This window comes from Dolichospermum sp. UHCC 0259, assembly GCF_009711935.1.
Classification (GTDB): domain Bacteria; phylum Cyanobacteriota; class Cyanobacteriia; order Cyanobacteriales; family Nostocaceae; genus Dolichospermum.
Genome location: NZ_VIKX01000036.1, coordinates 1 through 17,746, shown reverse-complemented (window position 1 = coordinate 17,746; position 17,746 = coordinate 1). Strand labels below are relative to the sequence as shown.

The window sequence follows — 17,746 nt, the reverse complement described above, 5'->3', positions numbered from 1 at the left end:
ATTTCTCCATAAAGGGAGCGGTAGAACCAAAATTATCTATACAGCAAGCCAGTTTTACCCATGACTCCTGCTGGATTATAATTCTTGTAGTTACTCACTATCAACAGCATTTTTATTAAATTCACCATTACGCCAAGTATCAGCCATATCTTTAATAAAACTAGCAAGAGGAATAGCAACTAATAAACCCAATACACCCCCTAACTTTGCTCCTATTAATAAAGAAATTACCACCCATACAGGATTTAAACCGGTTAAATTTCCTAAAATACGTGGGGCAATAATATTAGAATTAATTTGATCAATGGCCACACCTATAGCCGCAACCTCTAACCCTAAACCAAAGTCTTTTAAAGTTATTAGTAAACTAACAATACCAATACCAATACCAGTACCAAAAGGAAATAGCGAAAACAAACCAATTCCTATGCCAAAAAGTAGTGATAAAGGCACTCGTAAAACGACAAAAGCCAATGTTATGGATACAGCTAAAATAGCCCCTAAAGTAGCTTGACCAATGAAATAATTATTAAAATCTTCCCGCAGTAATTCTCGCACCTTTTTCGCTGTTTTTGGCGGAAACCAAAGATAAATTCCATTCCATAAACTTTCACCATTCAATACTAAATAAATAGTCAAAACTATGGTGATTAATAAATTCAATAAATTGCCAATAGTATCGAAAGCAAAACCTAAAATTTTCCCAGTAAAAGATTGCAATTGACTAGATATTTTTCCTAAAATTTCACCAGCTAACCCACTTAAATTTACTGGTAATTGCTGAGTAGCTGCCCAATTTTGCAAAGCTTCTATTTGTTGAGTTGCTGATTCTATCCAATAGGGAAGAAGATTAGCTAACTCATTCAATTGTTCCAGAATAAGTGGTAGTAGGATTACACCCACCGCACCTAAAATAATAATAGATAATAGCAATACTACTACGGCTGCTAAAATTCGAGGTACTCCACGTTTTTGGAGAATTTGAATAGGATAATCTAGCACAAAAGCTAAAAGAATAGCAACAGAAATAACACTAACTAAAGGTTGAAAATAGTTAATAAATTGAATTAATAACCATCCATTAAGAAGAATCACAGGAAAGGCTAATCCTATGTTTAACCATTTAGGTGAATTTGGTAGATTTTTTACTGGCTGCATGGAATTTATTAATGATCTAATTTTGGCAAAATATCTGGGAAACTTAAAAGGTTTGTAAATCGAATTATTAGACTATAGAGTTTTGATAAAATCCAACATAATTTTCTGAGGCAACGTTGCTAAAGGTCTAACTTCTCCGGCTTTTTCCGAATAATATTCACCCTTGTCAATATCTTCTGCTGTTAATAAATCTAAATCCCACCCTTCTGAAAGTACAAGTTGACTTACTGGGACTAATAATGGTGCTTGAAATACATAACGCACAGCTTTTTCATCGCTATAAATTCCAAATTTTGTAAAATCAGTTAACTGATAACCAATTTCTTCCATAACCTCTCGCTGAACGGCTATTTCTGGAGTTTCCCCCGGTTCTATATGTCCACCGAATAAAGCCCAACAACCAGGAGCGATAATATTAGGAATATTATCCCGTAATTGCATTAAAAACTTATTCTCTCGATAGAGAATGGCAACGGCTACATAAGCTAATTGACTATTCATAAATTACTTTTCCTTTAAATAAACTTCACCGTGTTCTTTACCAGCCAAAGGGACACTTTGATACTGAACATTACCTTTCAATACTACTTGTTCTCCAACTTGGAAATTGCCCTGATTAGTGATCACCCAAATTTTCCCAGTTGAGTCATTAATTTGATATGCTTTTTTCTTGATTAATGGAGCATATTTTTCTACTTTACCTTGAATGTAAACTGTCGTGTCCTGATTTTTTTTGGTAATTTTTTGAATCTGTGTTACATTAGCACCAATATGGAAATTTTTAAGATTGATGCCAGAGTTTTCTCCCTTACCACAAGCATAAAGTCCTGTTAGCAGAGAGAAAGATAGTCCCACAGTAAAAATTTTTGCTGGTAGGATCAAAGCTATAGAGTGAGCGAATTTTTGCATTACTGCCAATTTTATCTCCAGGTTACACAAATTACTCGCTATTGATCATAATGCTGTTTTGTCAAAAAAAGATAGTGATTCTGTCATATCAAAAATAACTGACCGCAGATAAACGCAGATAAACGTAGATTAATTAACAGATTCCATGATTTTGTGCGGACTCATATAAAATGGGTATTAGCAATTTAGTACAACTTTTTTATCCTAAATTTATGTCTAACTCTAAACAACCTCTGACCTATCCTAGTGTTAACAAAAGTGAGCAAGTAGATAATTATCACGGAATGGCGATCGCCGATCCTTACCGAGCCTTAGAAGACCCGGATACAGAAGCAACCAAAGCTTGGGTAGAAGCACAAAATCAAGTTACCTTCGGCTATTTAAACGAAATTCCTGCTAGAGAAAAAATCAAACAGCGGCTGACAAAACTTTGGGATTATGAAAAATATGGAACTCCCTTTAAAGAAGGTGAAAGTTACTTTTATTTCAAAAATAATGGACTGCAAAATCAAAGTGTTCTCTATACTCTGCCAAATTTAGATGCAGAACCAAGAATTGTAATTGATCCTAATCAACTTTCAGAAGATGGCACAATTGCCCTTTCAGGAATTTCTATCAGTGAAAATGGTCAACTTTTAGCCTATGGTTTATCTAGTTCTGGTTCAGATTGGCAAGCATGGAAAGTTAGAAACATTGCCACAGGTGAAGATTTACAAGATCATCTCCAATGGATTAAATTTTCTGGTGCTTCTTGGACTCATGATCATCAAGGTTTTTTCTACAGTCGCTATGATGAACCAAATGAAAAAACCAAATTAGAAGCGGAAAATGCGGTCTTGGGGTTTCCCCAAGAGGAGCAATTTTCCAAGACAGATGTTAATTATTACCAAAAACTTTATTATCACAAACTTGGTACACCACAGTCAGCAGACATCTTAATTTACCATCGTCCTGACCAAAAAGAATGGGGTTTTTCTGGGAATGTCACCGAAGACGGCAAATATCTAATAATTTCCATCTGGCTAGGAACTGACTCCAAAAACTTGGTTTTTTACAAGGATCTCACAAATCAAAATTCGGAAGTTATCGAACTAATTAACCAATTTTCCGCAAATTATAGCTTCATTGATAATGACGATCATATTTTCTACTTTCGCACAGATTTCAATTCTCCCAAAGGTAGAGTTATCGCCATTGACACGAGAAAAGCAACTCCTGAAAATTGGCAAGAAATTATTCCTCAAGCAGTAGAAACATTAGAAAGTGTCAGTGTCTTAAATAATCAGTTTGTAGGTGATTATCTACAAAATGCCTATAGCCAAATTAAAATATTTGATCTCAAAGGTAATTTTATTAGAGAAGTAGAATTACCCGGTATTGGTTCAGCCAGCGGATTTAGTGGTAAACGGCATGATACAGAAACATTTTATAGTTTTACCAGCTTCACTACTCCCGGAACTATTTATCGTCATGACATGAAAACAGGTAAAAGTGAAATTTTCCGTCAGCCAAAAGTAGATTTCAATGCTGATGAATATGAGACAAAACAGGTTTTCTATGCAAGTAAAGATGGGACAAAAGTGTCAATGTTTATTACTCACAAAAAAGGAATTAAATTAGATGGTAACAATCCCACCTACCTCTATGGATATGGTGGTTTTAATATTTCCTTAACACCAAGTTTTTCTGTTAGCCTTTTAATATGGCTAGAAATGGGAGGAGTCTATGCTGTTCCTAATTTACGTGGTGGTGGTGAATATGGAGAAGAATGGCATCAAGCAGGAATGAAATTGCAAAAGCAAAACGTTTTTGATGATTTCATTGCTGCGGCTGAATGGTTAATTGCCCATAATTACACCCAACCTGCAAAATTAGCTATTGGTGGAGGTAGTAATGGTGGTTTATTGGTGGGTACTTGTATGACACAACGCCCTAATTTGTTTGGTGCAGCCCTACCCGCAGTAGGCGTTATGGATATGTTGCGCTTCCATAAATTTACCATTGGCTGGGCTTGGGTGGCTGAATATGGTTCTTCGGAAAACGCAGAAGAATTCGCAACTTTATATGCTTATTCACCCTTGCATAATCTGAAGTCGGGAACAGCTTATCCAGCTACGTTAATTACTACCGCAGATCATGATGATCGTGTAGTACCTGCTCACAGTTTTAAATTTGCTGCGGCTTTACAAGCAGCGCATGGTGGTGATGCACCTGTATTAATTAGAATTGAGATGAAGGCAGGACATGGTGCTGGTAAACCAACAGCAAAAATTATTGAAGAAGCAGCAGATAAGTGGGGTTTTTTAGTCAAAGTTTTGAAAGTTGAAATTGACAGCACTTTCTGATCCCAAAACCCGTAGGGGCGCAGGGCTTGCGCCCTCCATCGTATTTCATAACAACGAGAATTGCTGTAATTTGTCGTCGCATTTTTTATAATTCACTTCTATATTAAGAATAGTAAATAATAATTGTCTTTTGTACCTATATCGGGTAAAGCCAGATGTATTACCATAGCCCGGTAACAGATGGCACAGAAAGATATAGGAAATTAAGCAACAATTTATGGATAAATGAGGAAAATAAACAGTGAAAACATCCCTCAAGCTGGTTAAAACAGGTGATGAAAGGCAGATTGCCGCATTCTTTCAGGAATCGGTAGGTGAATGGAGATCAGAACGACGTTACTACACCCTACCCCAGGGAGAAACAAAAGAAATGGAGAGTATAATCACCATCCGATTTTTAGAACAGGGGTGTGAAGAATTGAAAAAACTAGCCCAACTCCATGATTTAGTTGATTTGCAAAGTTTGACCTGTGGTGCTGAAGTATCTTGGCAAAGCACTGATATAATTAAAGTCAGACAAGAATCTCAAGGTTTAACCCTATTTGGGGCTTTGGGCAACATTTTATACAGAGATCGTGGTTTTGCCACCTCTAAACCAGTTACAGCAGATTATTACTTATCAAATCCTCAAACTCTGTGTTTGCGAACTGAATATAATAATTCAGTATTTGAGGAAGAGATTAAACTCATTGGTAGTAAATACCGTACCCGACAAAGCATCATTTCCCGTGCCAGTGAACAATTAATGATTGGTCAATATCTGGAAAAGCGAATATAAGCTAGGTTTCATGGCTGAAATGCAGGGAATAGGGTTAATTAACGGGTGTAACTTGCAGGTGGGAATACCCATAAGCAACAAATATGACTTTTTACAACTTTTTTTTAAACTTCTTCCCACAATTATGATTTTTTGTGTAATCATTAGAAGGTGGGAATTAATTCGGCGGTAATGTTTGTGGTTAGTATTGACAGGCTTTCCCTTTTGGTATTTACAGACTTTTCTCCGAAATCTAAATCTCTACACTCTTATGATTTTGGAAATATTCTATGTCAATTTACGTGGGTAACCTCTCTTATGAAGTTACACAAGATGCGCTGAGTCAAGTCTTTGCGGAATATGGTACTGTGAAACGTGTTCAGCTTCCCACTGACCGTGAGACAGGTCGCTTGCGCGGCTTCGGTTTTGTGGAAATGGGTACTGAAGCTGAAGAACAGGCTGCTATTGATGCCCTTGATGGCGCTGAATGGATGGGTCGTGATTTGAAAGTGAACAAAGCAAAACCCAAAGAAGACAGAGGTCCGGCAGGTGGTGGACGTGGTGGCTACGGCGGTGGCAACCGTGGCGGTGGCGGTGGCGGCGGTCGCTATTAAGCCGAGTTTAACTAAAATTTTTTAGTTATTAAATCCTGGAAAATTACCTATTCCGTCAGCGGGGTGGGTAATTTTTTTGTCTTTAAATCCAACAACCAAATCATCAAACTCCACGTTTTGTCACCCCAGAACCAAAAGCGAAAACAAAACTTTTTGATGTTATACTCAAAACCGCTTGATTGTTTGATTCTAAAGTAGGGGTTGAGTATGAACTAAACCCCTAAACCCTATACATCTATGTTCTTTGTCATTTTACAAAAGTTGATATTCCACCTGTGTTTAGTATATTCAAAAATTAATTACATTAGCGATCGCTCGGAAAAGAAACTTAAAAGCATTACTCAATTATCAAATTATCAAATCATCGGTCAAGGTGGTTTTGGAGAAGTTTATTTAGGGTAACATAGCCACAAATATATTTTGATAGTGCTGAAAAATTCAAGAAAGCACTAATTTTAAATTAAAATTAAAAATTAAACTTAAAATTTATGATTTCCTTGGCGTTGCTAACCCAGTATTTTCGGAACTTTTGGCAACCTAGAAGGGGATTAGCCATAGCAGAAGCTTCTGTAATTGGGATAGTAGCCGCTTTATCTGCGGTATTACTCAAACAAGGTTCAGGGTGGTTGGGAACATGGCGAGTACATACAACTCACATTTTTCCGGCATGGATAGCCTTACCAATTATTGGCGCAAGTTTAGGGTTTCTTTCTGGTTGGTTAGTGCAGAGATTAGCGCCAGAAGCCGCTGGTAGTGGGATTCCCCAAGTCAAAGCCGCTCTAGCAAATGTGCCAATTAAGCTATCATGGAGAGTAGCTTTTGTCAAGTTAATTTCAGCAGTTATCGCCTTGGGTTCAGGATTAACCTTGGGCAGACAAGGACCGACAGTTCAGGTAGGTGCGGGTTTAGCGGCGGGTATGAGTCGCTTAGTTCCCACTTCTCCAGAACATCGCCGACAGATGATTGCCGCCGGTGCTGGGGCTGGTTTAGCAGCAGCTTTCAATGCACCTCTAGCGGGGGTTTTATTTATTATTGAAGAGTTATTACAAGATTTATCTGGTTTAACATTAGGAACGGCAATAATTGCCTCTTTTATTGGTGGCGTAATTTCCCGCTGGTTAGGTGGTGGTAGTCTGCAATTAGATTTAAAACTAATTAATTACTCTAGTGGTTTTTCTCTATTGGAAATTCCCATTTTATTAATTTTGGGAGTTTTGGCGGGTTTATTGGCGGCTTTATTTAATCAGGGATTAATTTTTAGTATTCAAGTTTATAGCCGTTTACATATTAGTTTACCTTTGCGGGTGGCAATAGCTGGTTTGGCTTCTGGTTTGATTATGTCTTTGCTTCCAGAAACTTTTCGAGATAATACAGGTTTGCGGGAGTTTATGATTGCTAGTGAACCAAATATACCTTTAGCAGGAATTGCTTTTATTGCCCAATTTATCTTAACCTTAATTGCTTTTGGTTCAGGCGCACCTGGGGGATTATTTGCACCTAGTTTAATTTTAGGTTCTTGTTTAGGACATATTATTGGTGTATGTGAATTACAAATATTTGGAGTTGGTTCACCGACTACCTACGCATTAGCCGGAATGGGGGGATTTTTTAGCGCGGTTTCTAAAGTTCCCATTACTGCAATTGTGATTGTTTTTGAAATGACGACAGATTTCAATTTAGTATTACCTTTAATGGTGGTATCTGTAACATCTTATCTAGTCGCAGAAAAGGTTGTTCCCGGTTCACTTTATGACAAACTTTTAAAATTAAAGGGCATTATTCTTAAAAAAGATACTCCCAGGGGAGGGATATTAACACAATTAACTGCGGAGAATGTCATGCAGTGCCTAGTGGAAACTTTAGAAGCAGAAATGACAGGAGATGAAGTGATTAAAGCTTTTTCTCGTTCCCATCATCGCGGATTTCCGGTAGTAGAAAATAATAAATTAGTGGGCTTAGTTTCCCAAACAGATTTACAGAAAATTCGTGATCATCTCTTACCCCATGAAACTCTTTTAAAAGAAATTATGACACCTAAGCCGGTGACGGTGACACCAGCAGATAGATTAAGTCATGTTCTCTATTTATTGGATAGATATCAAATTAGTCGTTTACCTGTGGTTGATGGTAAAAAATTAATTGGGATTATTACTCGCGCTGATATTATTCGTGCTGAGGCAGATCATTTAAATGGTGAGGATGGGGTGACGGGGCCTCAAGCAGAACCTTCTTATTTAGTTTACCAAACTCGTTCTCCTAGTATTGGCAGAGGGAGATTATTAGTTACTATTGCTAACCCGGAAACCGCCCCGGTATTATTAGAAATGGCTGCGGCTATTGCCCGCGATCGCCATTATGAAATAGAATGTTTACAAATCATTTTAGTATCTCGCCACATTTCCCCAGCGGAAACCCCAGTCAACACTGCAAAAAGTCGCCGCTTACTCCGACAAGCTGAAAGTTTAGCCAAAAAACTGCACATTCCCATCCATACCCAAATTCGGGTCGCCCATGATGTCGCCCAGGCAGTTTTAGAAACAACCAAGGAACGACATATAGATTTAATTTTCATGGGTTGGAAGGGAAATACATCTACCCCCGGCAGGATTTTTGGGAATGTTGTAGATACGGTAATTCGTCAAGCAAATTGTGATGTTGTTTTAGTAAAATTAGGCCATAATTGCCATTCTTACCAACAATTTAAACGATGGTTAGTCCCTATGGCTGGGGGACCAAATGCACCCATAGCTATCAAGTTATTACCAGCTTTAGTCACTTTGGAAAATGAGATAGAAATTCGTTTAACCCAAGTTGTTAAACCTGGGGAAACAGCACCAGATATGACAGTTTTAGAAGCATCTACCCGGCAATTAATGCGTTACCGCAATTTACAAGGTAATGTTGTTGCTGCATCTTTACAAGCTGAATCTGTCACCGCTGGAGTCATTGAGTTGGTGAAAACTGAAGGTTTCGACGTTGTAGTTTTGGGTGCTTCCCGTGAGGGATTATTCCAACAAGCCATTCAAGGAAACATTCCCGAAGCGATCGCCTCTGGTGTTGATAGTACGGTAATTTTAGTCAGCAGCGCAATGTCTTGACAGGGAAGAGGGAACAGGGAACAGGTAACAGGTAATTGGTGAAAACTATTCTTCTTTATTCCTCCTGACTCCTGACTCCTGACTCCTGACTCCTGACTCCTTGACTCCATTATCGAGAAGCAAGCTGTGGATCTCCCCAAATGCTACCTCTTTCACCAAAAGTTACCGCTTGATCCCCTTCTGAGGAAATATCTACAGTTCTACCATCATTAGTCACTTGCAACAGAGGCCAATTTTCTTCCCCTAATTCACCAGCACGGAATAACACATCATTAGGTTGCTTTTTACTCCAACCTAACAAAATAGCTATTTTTTCGTGATCATCTTCTGATTGCACAGGACTAACTACATTAAGATTATCCTGTTGAGGATTCCAAATTACAGCCTCATCTGTAGCATCTGCCGTATTGAAAATCGCCACAAATTTACGGGCTAAAAAGCGATCGCCTTTTTGGGACCAACTCACAGGTACTAACACGCCCATCTTCCCATCACGATCCGCTTCTGCCGACAAACTAGCCTGTTTCTTCAACAGCGGATCAATCACCACACTCGTTGATGTCATCACCCGTAACCGCTTAGTTTGTCTATCTTCCACAAACAACACACTATTAACTCGGCTATTGTGCATTTCCGGTTTTACTTCCATCTGCACCCGACTATAAATCGCATACTTGCCATCAGGAGAAACTACAGGCATACTCCGATAGTAGCGGATACCAGAACCACCTTTTCCACCAACCGCTTCTTGAGTAGCCAAAATCCATTGCCAAGGAATGGGATGGGGACTACCTATAGGATCAGTTTGTGCCGTCTCTGACTCATTTTGCTGTTCACTAACAGGGATTTCTCCGCTTTTAGGTGTAAATGTTGATGTTGCCAATTCCTTAGATTCAGTGTTCTCGCTGACTGGAGAATTTAAATCAGCTTCTGCTTTTGCGTCCTGTGATTTTTGAATTAAATTAACTTGATTAACCGATTTTGGTCTTGGAAATTGTGTAACATTAACTGATGGCACAGTTTCACTAACAACATTATTCCCCACTTGAGAACTTTCTCTTTCTACCCCTGAAATCACCGAATCTTTTGGTAATGAATGTATTCCTTCACCAACAGATATTTTTCCTGTTTGAGAGTTAACTTGAGCAAATTGTGAATTTAACTTCTTAGTAGCAGAACTTTCTGTCAATTTTGGATGAGATTTGCTACTTCCCGAACTCACAATCACTGCTTCTAATTGTTTCGCTAAGGTAGCATTAATAGATATGCCCACGAAGGGTGAAATTATAATAACAATGGCAATGTACTTGAGAAATGGTTGAACACGGAACCATCCTGACACCAAAAGGGGTTTAAGCATGATGAGACTCTCTAGGGGGCAGTTGCTAAGTGCGGGCAGTATTTATACAGGAACGGGAAAAAGCAAAGCTATGACTATATGTATATCAACAAACCAAAAGCTTTTACGAAATAATTTATTCAAATGTTGCATCGCTTTACAAAAGTTTTAGTGTCACCATTTACCCCCTCATAATCTTTACATAATATACAATCATGACGGAATGAAAGTTAACAGTAAATTACATCTGTTAATAAATACCATCATTATTGTCAGTTTAAGTAACAGCCATATTTAACACCAGTAGAATACAGGTATGTTTACCAGGAGCATAAATCCTAGCATTTAGCCGTCAGCACTTCAGCAAGAATTGAATTTATCAGCATTCTGAATGTTAATTTACTGATGTCAGTCTCCCCTCATTCAAAACCCCTAAAATCCGGGTTTGCCTGAATACTTACGTAGCCAAAATCTAGAAATGCTCTTAAAAACTGTCTTAAATCAAGTAATTTCCCAACAATACACCTTGTTTCTGGCTGGATATAATCACGCGGGACTTATCCAATCAGAACCTATATATTGGCAAATATTAGACTAACTGATGCACAATCAATAATAAACAAAACATTAAATTCAGACACCCAATCAAAAAACTGTAATTTACACTCGTAACCGCTGCGATTAAACAAAGACAGTTGAATTTGCACTTGGGTAATTATCGAATAATTTTGATTTAGTAGAGAAATGGCTGACTGCAAAACACAGCCATACGCACAAAATCCGTCAATAGTAGATGCAAATAATGATAGGTTTGCGAACCGAAAGCATCGCCAAACTAAATACCTGGAGTATTATAGTTTATTGAAGCTGTTTTCGCTTAACCAATAGTAAACACTATACCATCAAACCATGAAAATTCATTGGGCATAATCAAAAATGCTCAACATAATTTTATTAATATATTTCAGATGTGGCTGTTGTCAGTGATGAGGAACACACCTACCATTGATTAATGACTCATAACTCGTAATTAATAATTAATAACTAATGAAAGTAGTATTTTTTGGCACTCCAGATTTTGCAATTCCCACTTTAAAAAAACTCTTGGACAACAGTGATTTTCAGGTACTTGCTGTAATTACTCAACCAGATAAACGCCGAGAACGGGGGAATAAACTGACACCTTCACCAGTGAAAGCCTTAGCTACAGATCATCATATTCCAGTATGGCAACCGGAAAGAGTCAAAAAAGATGTTGAAACCTTAACACAACTCAAGCAGATGGAAGCAGATGTGTTTGTAGTTATCGCCTATGGACAAATTTTATCTAAGAAGATATTAGATATGCCAAAGCTGGGTTGTGTCAATGTACATGGATCGCTTTTACCTCAATATCGGGGGGCTGCACCGATTCAGTGGAGTATATACAATGGCGAAAAAGAAACCGGGATCACAACTATACTGATGGATAAGGGCATGGATACAGGTGATATGCTGCTCAAGACAGCTACACCGATTGAGTTACTAGATAATGCTCAGATTTTAGCGGAAAAGTTAGCGATCGCTGGCGCAGATTTACTCATAGAAACTCTGTATAAACTAGAACGTCATGAACTTACACCAATTCCTCAAGACCATACCACAGCCACTTACGCATCTTTGATTCAAAAGCCAGACTATGACTTAGACTGGGCGAAAAGTGCCATCCAATTACACAATCAAATTCGCGGCTTTTACCCTAACTGTATTGCCAGCTTCCGCAATCAACCATTGAAAATCACTGCTACCGTTCCCATAGAATCCACGTATATTCAAGAATTACCAGAGCAGTTACAAGAAAAAATACATAGAATACCTAACTTATCAACTATATCAACTCAACCTGGAGAAGTCGTTCATATTATTAAAGGATTAGGCGCAATCGTCCAAACAGGGGCAGGTTTATTACTGCTGCGAGAAGTGCAATTAACAGGTAAACGTCCCCAATCAGGATGGGATTTTGTCAATGGAACTCGATTAACTGTTGGTGAGGTAATGGGTAATGGGTAATGGGTAATGGGTAATTGGTCATTGGTAACAACTAACAACTGACAACTGACTAATTTTCATAAAACCGGCAGGATTTACATGGTCCTTCTGGGTTAACTGCACAACGGATAATTTCTGAAAGAGCATTATATTTACAGGTAGCATCACCAATAATCCAACGTCCCTCTACTAAACTTTGTTCTTCCGGTCTTTGCGCTTTTTGAACATAAATAGCGACATCATGTAAACTATAGCGTCCTCCTCTAAGCTGATATCTATGGGAACGCTCTAAAACTGCGTAGGTTTTTCCGTCAAAATCAAGATAGTTTCCCGGTTGGGGTGTCCAATCAAGTTGTAATTTACCAAGAGACTGACGCGGATGTGTCAAAATTACCTCAGTCGGTAAGGAATGTAGCTCCATAATCGTTAAATTGTCAGTGCTAATTATATTTAAACTTTATTAGATCAGACTAATCTAATTGTGTGGCATAGGTTAGAAGTTAATATTTCATCACAACTGGATAAGAATTAATTAATCTATAGATTATAGACAATAGGTATGATAGATGACCTTTATAAAACGACCCTTAATTTACACATCTTTACAATTTACCATCTTAGGAAGAAAGTTATTTGGGTAAACACTTGATGGCGATGTTGCTGATTACAGCCAGATATCAGCGATATTGGTAGATAAATTATCTAACGTGTCTATTACATTGTTTAAAGTTATGTAGCCTTTTGCTTACAAGCTATCAAGCCCTGGGGTAAACTATGCCTTGATTATGATTCTTTCAGAAAGAAGAACACCCGCAAGGAGCAGTTTTTTCAATGTCTCATACCGTAAAAATCTACGACACCTGCATTGGCTGTACACAATGCGTCCGCGCTTGCCCTACTGACGTACTAGAAATGGTTCCTTGGGATGGCTGTAAAGCTGCTCAAGTGGCTGCTTCTCCCCGCACTGAAGACTGTGTAGGTTGTAAGCGTTGTGAAACTGCTTGCCCCACCGACTTTTTGAGTATTCGCGTTTATTTAGGCGCTGAAACAACTCGCAGCATGGGCTTGGCTTACTAAGAATTTCATTTCTAAATTCTTGGTTTTTTAGTGCTGAGGAGTGAGAACGGGAGAAACATCTGGATTCTTTCGTCATTCCTCAGCATTTTTATGGGAGGAGTCAGGAGTCAGGAGTCAGGAGGAAGAAGGAAGAAGGAAGAAGGAAGAAGGAAGAAGGAAGAAGGAAGAATAAAATTACCAATGCCCAATGCCCAATGCCCAATGCCCAATGCCCAATGACCAATTTGCTAAAGTGGCTTATTCATTCCAGCAACTATACTTAAAATTTAATCATCCTGAAACCGGAGTGGTTTAAGCAATGTGTGGAATAGTTGGATATATAGGCACTCAGACAGCGACAGATATTTTACTGGCTGGATTAGAGAAATTAGAATATAGAGGTTACGATTCGGCAGGAATTGCCACTATTTTGGAAGGTGACGTGCATTGTGTGCGGGCTAAGGGTAAGTTACTCAATCTGCGTTCTAAACTGGAACAAATCGAAAATCCTGCCCAAATTGGGATTGGTCATACGCGCTGGGCAACTCATGGTAAACCGGAAGAGTACAATGCCCATCCTCATTTAGATACGGCTATGCGGATAGCTGTGGTACAAAATGGGATTATTGAGAATTATCGAGAGTTGAGAGAAAGTTTAAAGGCGCTAGGACATGAATTCCGCTCAGAAACAGATACAGAGGTAATTCCTCATTTGATTGCTGAGTGTTTAAAAAATTCTTCTCCAAGTTCTACTTCTCCTTCTGTGTTTTTAGACGCGGTGCGAGAAGCTGTAAGTAAATTACAGGGAGCTTATGCTGTTGCCGTTATTTCTGCTGATTATCCTGATGAGTTGATTGTAGTTCGTCAACAAGCACCTTTAGTGATTGGGTTTGGACAGGGTGAGTTTTTCTGCGCTTCCGATACGCCGGCGATCGTTCCCTATACCCGCGCTGTATTGTCCCTAGAGAATGGGGAAATTGCTCGGTTGACTCCTTTAGGGGTGGAAGTCTATAACTTTGCGGGAAATCGCTTAAAAAAGCATCCTCGGACTTTGAACTGGAATCCCATTATGGTGGAAAAACAGGGATTCAAACATTTTATGCTCAAAGAAATTTATGAGCAACCGGGAGTGGTGCGGGATTGTTTAGAGGCTTATTTCTCAACGGTCGAGAATGGACAAATTACTGCGGAATCACCGGTGAAATTGGATTTACCAGCGGAATTTTACGCAGATTTGGAACAAATTCAAATTGTTGCTTGTGGTACAAGTTGGCACGCGGCGTTGGTGGGTAAATACTTGTTAGAACAGTTGGCAGGAATTCCAACTCAGGTACAATATGCTTCAGAATTTCGGTATGCGCCTTCACCGTTAACGGCTAATACTCTGACTATTGGAGTAACTCAATCTGGGGAAACTGCTGATACGTTGGCGGCTTTGGCGATGGAAAAAGAACGCCGACAAGGGAAAGAATCTAAGTATCAAGCGCGACTTTTGGGAATTACTAATCGCCCAGAAAGTAGTTTGGGGAATATGGTGGCGAATATTATCAATACTCATGGAGGAATTGAAATTGGTGTAGCGGCGACAAAAACTTTTATAGCGCAATTGATGGCGTTTTATGCTTTGGCGTTAGATTTGGCTTATCGTCGTCAGGAGATTAGTGATTCGAGATTTGAGGAAATTCTCACAGGTTTACGGGAGTTACCAGGGGAAATTGAAGCGATTTTGGAAACTCAAGAACGTTATATTGAGCATTTAGTACATGATTTTTCAGAAACAAAAGATTTTATCTTTATTGGGAGAGGAATTAATTTTCCGATTGCGTTAGAAGGGGCTTTAAAATTAAAGGAAATTAGCTATATTCACGCTGAAGGCTATCCAGCGGGGGAAATGAAACATGGACCGATCGCTCTATTAGATGCTAAAGTTCCGGTGGTGGCGATCGCTGTTCCTGGTAATGTATATGAAAAGGTGATTTCTAATGCCCAAGAAGCTAAAGCCAGAGATTCCCGATTAATTGGAGTGACATCTGTGAAAGATGGAGAAGCGGCGGAAATCTTTAATGATTTAATTCCGGTTTCGGAAGTTGAGGAAATTCTTTCGCCAATTCTCACTGTGATTCCATTACAGTTGTTAGCTTATCATATTGCTGCCCGACGAGGTTTGGATGTAGATCAGCCGAGAAATTTAGCGAAGTCGGTAACAGTTGAATAAGAGAATAATTTGATTTAACAATCAATAAAATAGTTTAACAATAACCTCTAATGCAGTACCATTTAGAATTGCTGATAGGGGTTATTTTTTATGATAACATAGACAAAAAAGATTTTGAATTTAGTTTCTTTTGATATCAGGAAAAATCTGATAAATTTCCTGCCAGTGCGGACTTACCCAACCAGCAATACAGATTACTTCTCTGAAAATTACCACAGATAAACCACTTTCCACTTCTTCAAAAGCAGTATGCCAATCTGTTAATATACTTATAAAAGTATCGAGTTTTTGTAATCTTATCTTAGATAATCCATCTGCAAATTGTTTAATTTTAGCTAGTGCTGTACAAAGGTCTCCTAACTGTTCTTCATCTATATTTTTAGGTATTAAATCGCAATCTCTCTTGATTGTTGCAAAAATTTCTCTAGCTTCTCCTTCTTGTCCTCTTTGGGATAGTGCCATTGCTAAACTGGTTAGAGCTATTATTCTTTCCGGTATATCTTCAAACAGATTGGCGATTTTTTGAGCTTTGGATAATAAGCCTGATTTTGCTAGTATTTCTATTAATTCTCTTAACATTGATGGTCTTAAATATTCGTCTGTTTCAATAATTATTGTTTCTATTTCAGTCAAAAATATATCAAATTTTTCATTGTATTCAGCATCATAAAGGTTATCTGCTAATCTAATTAAGTTTATTAATCTGAAAGATAAATATTCTTCTTCTCTTGATATTTTTTCAGATTGTAAAAATAGAGCATTGGCACTTTCTTGGTTTCCTATATAATTAAATGCAACGGCTAAATCATTGAGTATGAATAAGCGATGAGGATCATGTTTAACTAATTTTGCTGATTTTAAAGATTCAGTTATTAACCTATGGGCATCTTTATTTTGTCCTTGATTATACAGTGTTATGGCTAAATCTTTTAATGAACGAGAAAAATTATAATTATCTTTAATTTGTCTTGCAAATTTCTCAGCTTGATATAAATTACCCCTTTGAATAAAACTCTTTACCAATGAATGTAATGCGTATCCTTTCTCCTCATAATCATCATTGATAAATTTCATAATTTTTTGCGCCTCATCTAAAAAGTTAGATTTAGCTAATACTTCTGTTAAACCTACTAATGCTGATGGTAAATAGAAATCATCTTGTAGAGATAATGCTTCTTGTTTAATATCTCTTAACAGTAAACTTGCCTTGTGTTGATATCCAGATTTTGCCAGTTCTGACGCTAAAGCACTGAGCGCATTTTTTCTTACTTGTTTATCTTCAATGTCTTGAATAAATTCTTCAGCCTTTAAAAAATTACCAGATTTAGCTGATGCTACTGATATTTCCATTAAACCTTCTGAATAGAAGTGATCATCTTCTATCATTAATAAAAATTCTTGAGCTTGCTTAATATCTCCAGCATAAGCAATTACTGATACTAATTCTACAAGTGCTTGCTCTGCTCGCATACTCCCATTTAATAACGGGACTGTTTCCTTTGCTTCACCAAGATATAATTTAGCATCTGCTTGCATTCTCTTATTATATAATGTTTTGGATAAATGACCTAATAACTCTATTTTCACCCAACTTTCTTGAGTTATTTTGGATATCATGTAAGCCTCATTAAACCGATTAGCTTCAGCTATATTTACGATTATAGAAATAAAGGGTTTATTGTTACAAAAATTTTCTGATTCTACTAATATTTTAGTAGCTGCTGCAACTTTAACAAAAATTATTTCTGAAAGTTTTTGTTCTCCAATAGCCATTAGTAACAAAGCAAATTTGCTTAGAATTTGAATAAATTTAATTGTATTCCACTTGTCTTGGCAAAAATTTAATAGGTAATTTTCACTTTTAAATAATTGAAATGTTTCAGATAAAATAGCAGTAGAAGTTTTTGAATCAATCTCTAAATTAGAAATTAAATTGGATAAATCGCAAAATGCTTCAAGTTTACTTAATCCATCAATTGATTTACCAATTTCCCAGATTTCATCTAAAATTTCTGGTTTAGGTGTTTTCTTTTCATAAAGAGATTTATAAATAGTGATTAATCCATAAAATCTTTCTTCAATATCTAGCCTTAAATGAGCATGATTCAAAGCTTCAGATTCTCTATCTAACCAAACCAAAGTTATTAAATCATCATTATTATATAAACTAACTCGTAGTTTTTCACTCTCCCCCCACTTTCGAGAGTTTATAGGGTAGGTAGAAGTA

Annotated in this window: 15 protein-coding genes; 9 read left to right on the top strand and 6 right to left on the bottom strand. The window is 37.6% G+C overall.

What is annotated here, in order from left to right:
* Positions 1-90: 90 nt before the first annotated feature.
* The 3 genes from FJR05_RS03440 to FJR05_RS03430 form a co-directional block, all read right to left on the bottom strand.
* A complete protein-coding gene (locus tag FJR05_RS03440; protein ID WP_168642826.1) occupies positions 91-1,158 on the bottom strand; it encodes an AI-2E family transporter in 1,068 nt (355 codons plus the stop codon).
* Positions 1,159-1,230: 72 nt separating this feature from the next.
* Positions 1,231-1,659 (bottom strand): NUDIX hydrolase, encoded by a 429-nt coding sequence (locus FJR05_RS03435; RefSeq protein ID WP_168642825.1) that lies wholly within the window; start codon positions 1,657-1,659, stop codon positions 1,231-1,233.
* Positions 1,660-1,662: 3 nt separating this feature from the next.
* Positions 1,663-2,067, bottom strand: coding sequence for a hypothetical protein (locus FJR05_RS03430; protein WP_168642827.1), 405 nt, complete (start codon positions 2,065-2,067; stop codon positions 1,663-1,665).
* A 212-nt stretch (positions 2,068-2,279) separates the two neighbouring features.
* On the opposite strand from FJR05_RS03430, the gene FJR05_RS03425 reads away from it, so the two are divergent.
* The 5 genes from FJR05_RS03425 (at position 2,280) to FJR05_RS03405 (ending at position 8,881) form a co-directional block, all read left to right on the top strand.
* On the top strand, positions 2,280-4,412 hold the full coding sequence (locus FJR05_RS03425) for a prolyl oligopeptidase family protein (protein ID WP_168642824.1): 2,133 nt from the start codon (positions 2,280-2,282) through the stop codon (positions 4,410-4,412).
* 241 nt (positions 4,413-4,653) lie between these two features.
* The gene (locus FJR05_RS03420) at positions 4,654-5,190 is read left to right on the top strand and encodes a phycobiliprotein lyase (RefSeq protein ID WP_168642823.1); all 537 of its coding nucleotides are present in this window, start codon (positions 4,654-4,656) and stop codon (positions 5,188-5,190) included.
* A 269-nt stretch (positions 5,191-5,459) separates the two neighbouring features.
* Positions 5,460-5,783, top strand: coding sequence for an RNA-binding protein (locus FJR05_RS03415; RefSeq protein WP_168642822.1), 324 nt, complete (start codon positions 5,460-5,462; stop codon positions 5,781-5,783).
* A gap of 237 nt (positions 5,784-6,020) precedes the next feature.
* A complete protein-coding gene (locus tag FJR05_RS03410) occupies positions 6,021-6,185 on the top strand; it encodes a hypothetical protein (protein ID WP_168642821.1) in 165 nt (54 codons plus the stop codon).
* Between the two features lie 86 nt (positions 6,186-6,271).
* Entirely contained in the window at positions 6,272-8,881 is a 2,610-nt protein-coding gene (locus FJR05_RS03405; protein ID WP_168642820.1) for a chloride channel protein, read from the top strand.
* Positions 8,882-8,990: 109 nt separating this feature from the next.
* Here FJR05_RS03405 and FJR05_RS03400 read toward each other — a convergent pair whose 3' ends face one another.
* Positions 8,991-10,241: a hypothetical protein gene (locus FJR05_RS03400; protein WP_168642819.1), complete on the bottom strand. Its 1,251-nt coding sequence runs from the start codon at positions 10,239-10,241 to the stop codon at positions 8,991-8,993.
* Positions 10,242-11,267: 1,026 nt separating this feature from the next.
* On the opposite strand from FJR05_RS03400, the gene fmt reads away from it, so the two are divergent.
* The gene (gene fmt, locus FJR05_RS03395) at positions 11,268-12,269 is read left to right on the top strand and encodes a methionyl-tRNA formyltransferase (protein ID WP_168642818.1); all 1,002 of its coding nucleotides are present in this window, start codon (positions 11,268-11,270) and stop codon (positions 12,267-12,269) included.
* Positions 12,270-12,318: 49 nt separating this feature from the next.
* On the opposite strand, the gene FJR05_RS03390 is transcribed toward fmt, so the two are convergent.
* The gene (locus FJR05_RS03390) at positions 12,319-12,669 is read right to left on the bottom strand and encodes a DUF6464 family protein (RefSeq protein ID WP_168642817.1); all 351 of its coding nucleotides are present in this window, start codon (positions 12,667-12,669) and stop codon (positions 12,319-12,321) included.
* 410 nt (positions 12,670-13,079) lie between these two features.
* On the opposite strand from FJR05_RS03390, the gene psaC reads away from it, so the two are divergent.
* The 3 genes from psaC (at position 13,080) to glmS (ending at position 15,519) form a co-directional block, all read left to right on the top strand.
* Positions 13,080-13,325 (top strand): photosystem I iron-sulfur center protein PsaC, encoded by a 246-nt coding sequence (gene psaC / locus FJR05_RS03385; protein ID WP_015080270.1) that lies wholly within the window; start codon positions 13,080-13,082, stop codon positions 13,323-13,325.
* Between the two features lie 40 nt (positions 13,326-13,365).
* On the top strand, positions 13,366-13,497 hold the full coding sequence (locus tag FJR05_RS27535; RefSeq protein ID WP_256376167.1) for a hypothetical protein: 132 nt from the start codon (positions 13,366-13,368) through the stop codon (positions 13,495-13,497).
* Positions 13,498-13,623: 126 nt separating this feature from the next.
* A complete protein-coding gene (gene glmS / locus FJR05_RS03380; RefSeq protein WP_168642816.1) occupies positions 13,624-15,519 on the top strand; it encodes a glutamine--fructose-6-phosphate transaminase (isomerizing) in 1,896 nt (631 codons plus the stop codon).
* A gap of 120 nt (positions 15,520-15,639) precedes the next feature.
* Here glmS and FJR05_RS03375 read toward each other — a convergent pair.
* Positions 15,640-17,746, bottom strand: a 2,107-nt coding sequence (locus tag FJR05_RS03375) for a hypothetical protein (RefSeq protein ID WP_217385510.1), incomplete at its 5' end; no start/stop codon positions are given.

What these genes read in the sequence shown, in the direction of transcription:
- FJR05_RS03440 (WP_168642826.1), bottom strand. Translation starts at nt 1,158, where the DNA reads ATGCAGCCAGTAAAAAATCTACCAAATTCACCTAAATGGTTAAACATA.
- FJR05_RS03435 (WP_168642825.1), bottom strand. Translation starts at nt 1,659, where the DNA reads ATGAATAGTCAATTAGCTTATGTAGCCGTTGCCATTCTCTATCGAGAG.
- FJR05_RS03430 (WP_168642827.1), bottom strand. Translation starts at nt 2,067, where the DNA reads ATGCAAAAATTCGCTCACTCTATAGCTTTGATCCTACCAGCAAAAATT.
- FJR05_RS03425 (WP_168642824.1), top strand. Translation starts at nt 2,280, where the DNA reads ATGTCTAACTCTAAACAACCTCTGACCTATCCTAGTGTTAACAAAAGT.
- FJR05_RS03415 (WP_168642822.1), top strand. Translation starts at nt 5,460, where the DNA reads ATGTCAATTTACGTGGGTAACCTCTCTTATGAAGTTACACAAGATGCG.
- FJR05_RS03410 (WP_168642821.1), top strand. Translation starts at nt 6,021, where the DNA reads ATGTTCTTTGTCATTTTACAAAAGTTGATATTCCACCTGTGTTTAGTA.
- FJR05_RS03405 (WP_168642820.1), top strand. Translation starts at nt 6,272, where the DNA reads ATGATTTCCTTGGCGTTGCTAACCCAGTATTTTCGGAACTTTTGGCAA.
- FJR05_RS03400 (WP_168642819.1), bottom strand. Translation starts at nt 10,241, where the DNA reads ATGCTTAAACCCCTTTTGGTGTCAGGATGGTTCCGTGTTCAACCATTT.
- fmt (WP_168642818.1), top strand. Translation starts at nt 11,268, where the DNA reads ATGAAAGTAGTATTTTTTGGCACTCCAGATTTTGCAATTCCCACTTTA.
- FJR05_RS03390 (WP_168642817.1), bottom strand. Translation starts at nt 12,669, where the DNA reads ATGGAGCTACATTCCTTACCGACTGAGGTAATTTTGACACATCCGCGT.
- psaC (WP_015080270.1), top strand. Translation starts at nt 13,080, where the DNA reads ATGTCTCATACCGTAAAAATCTACGACACCTGCATTGGCTGTACACAA.
- glmS (WP_168642816.1), top strand. Translation starts at nt 13,624, where the DNA reads ATGTGTGGAATAGTTGGATATATAGGCACTCAGACAGCGACAGATATT.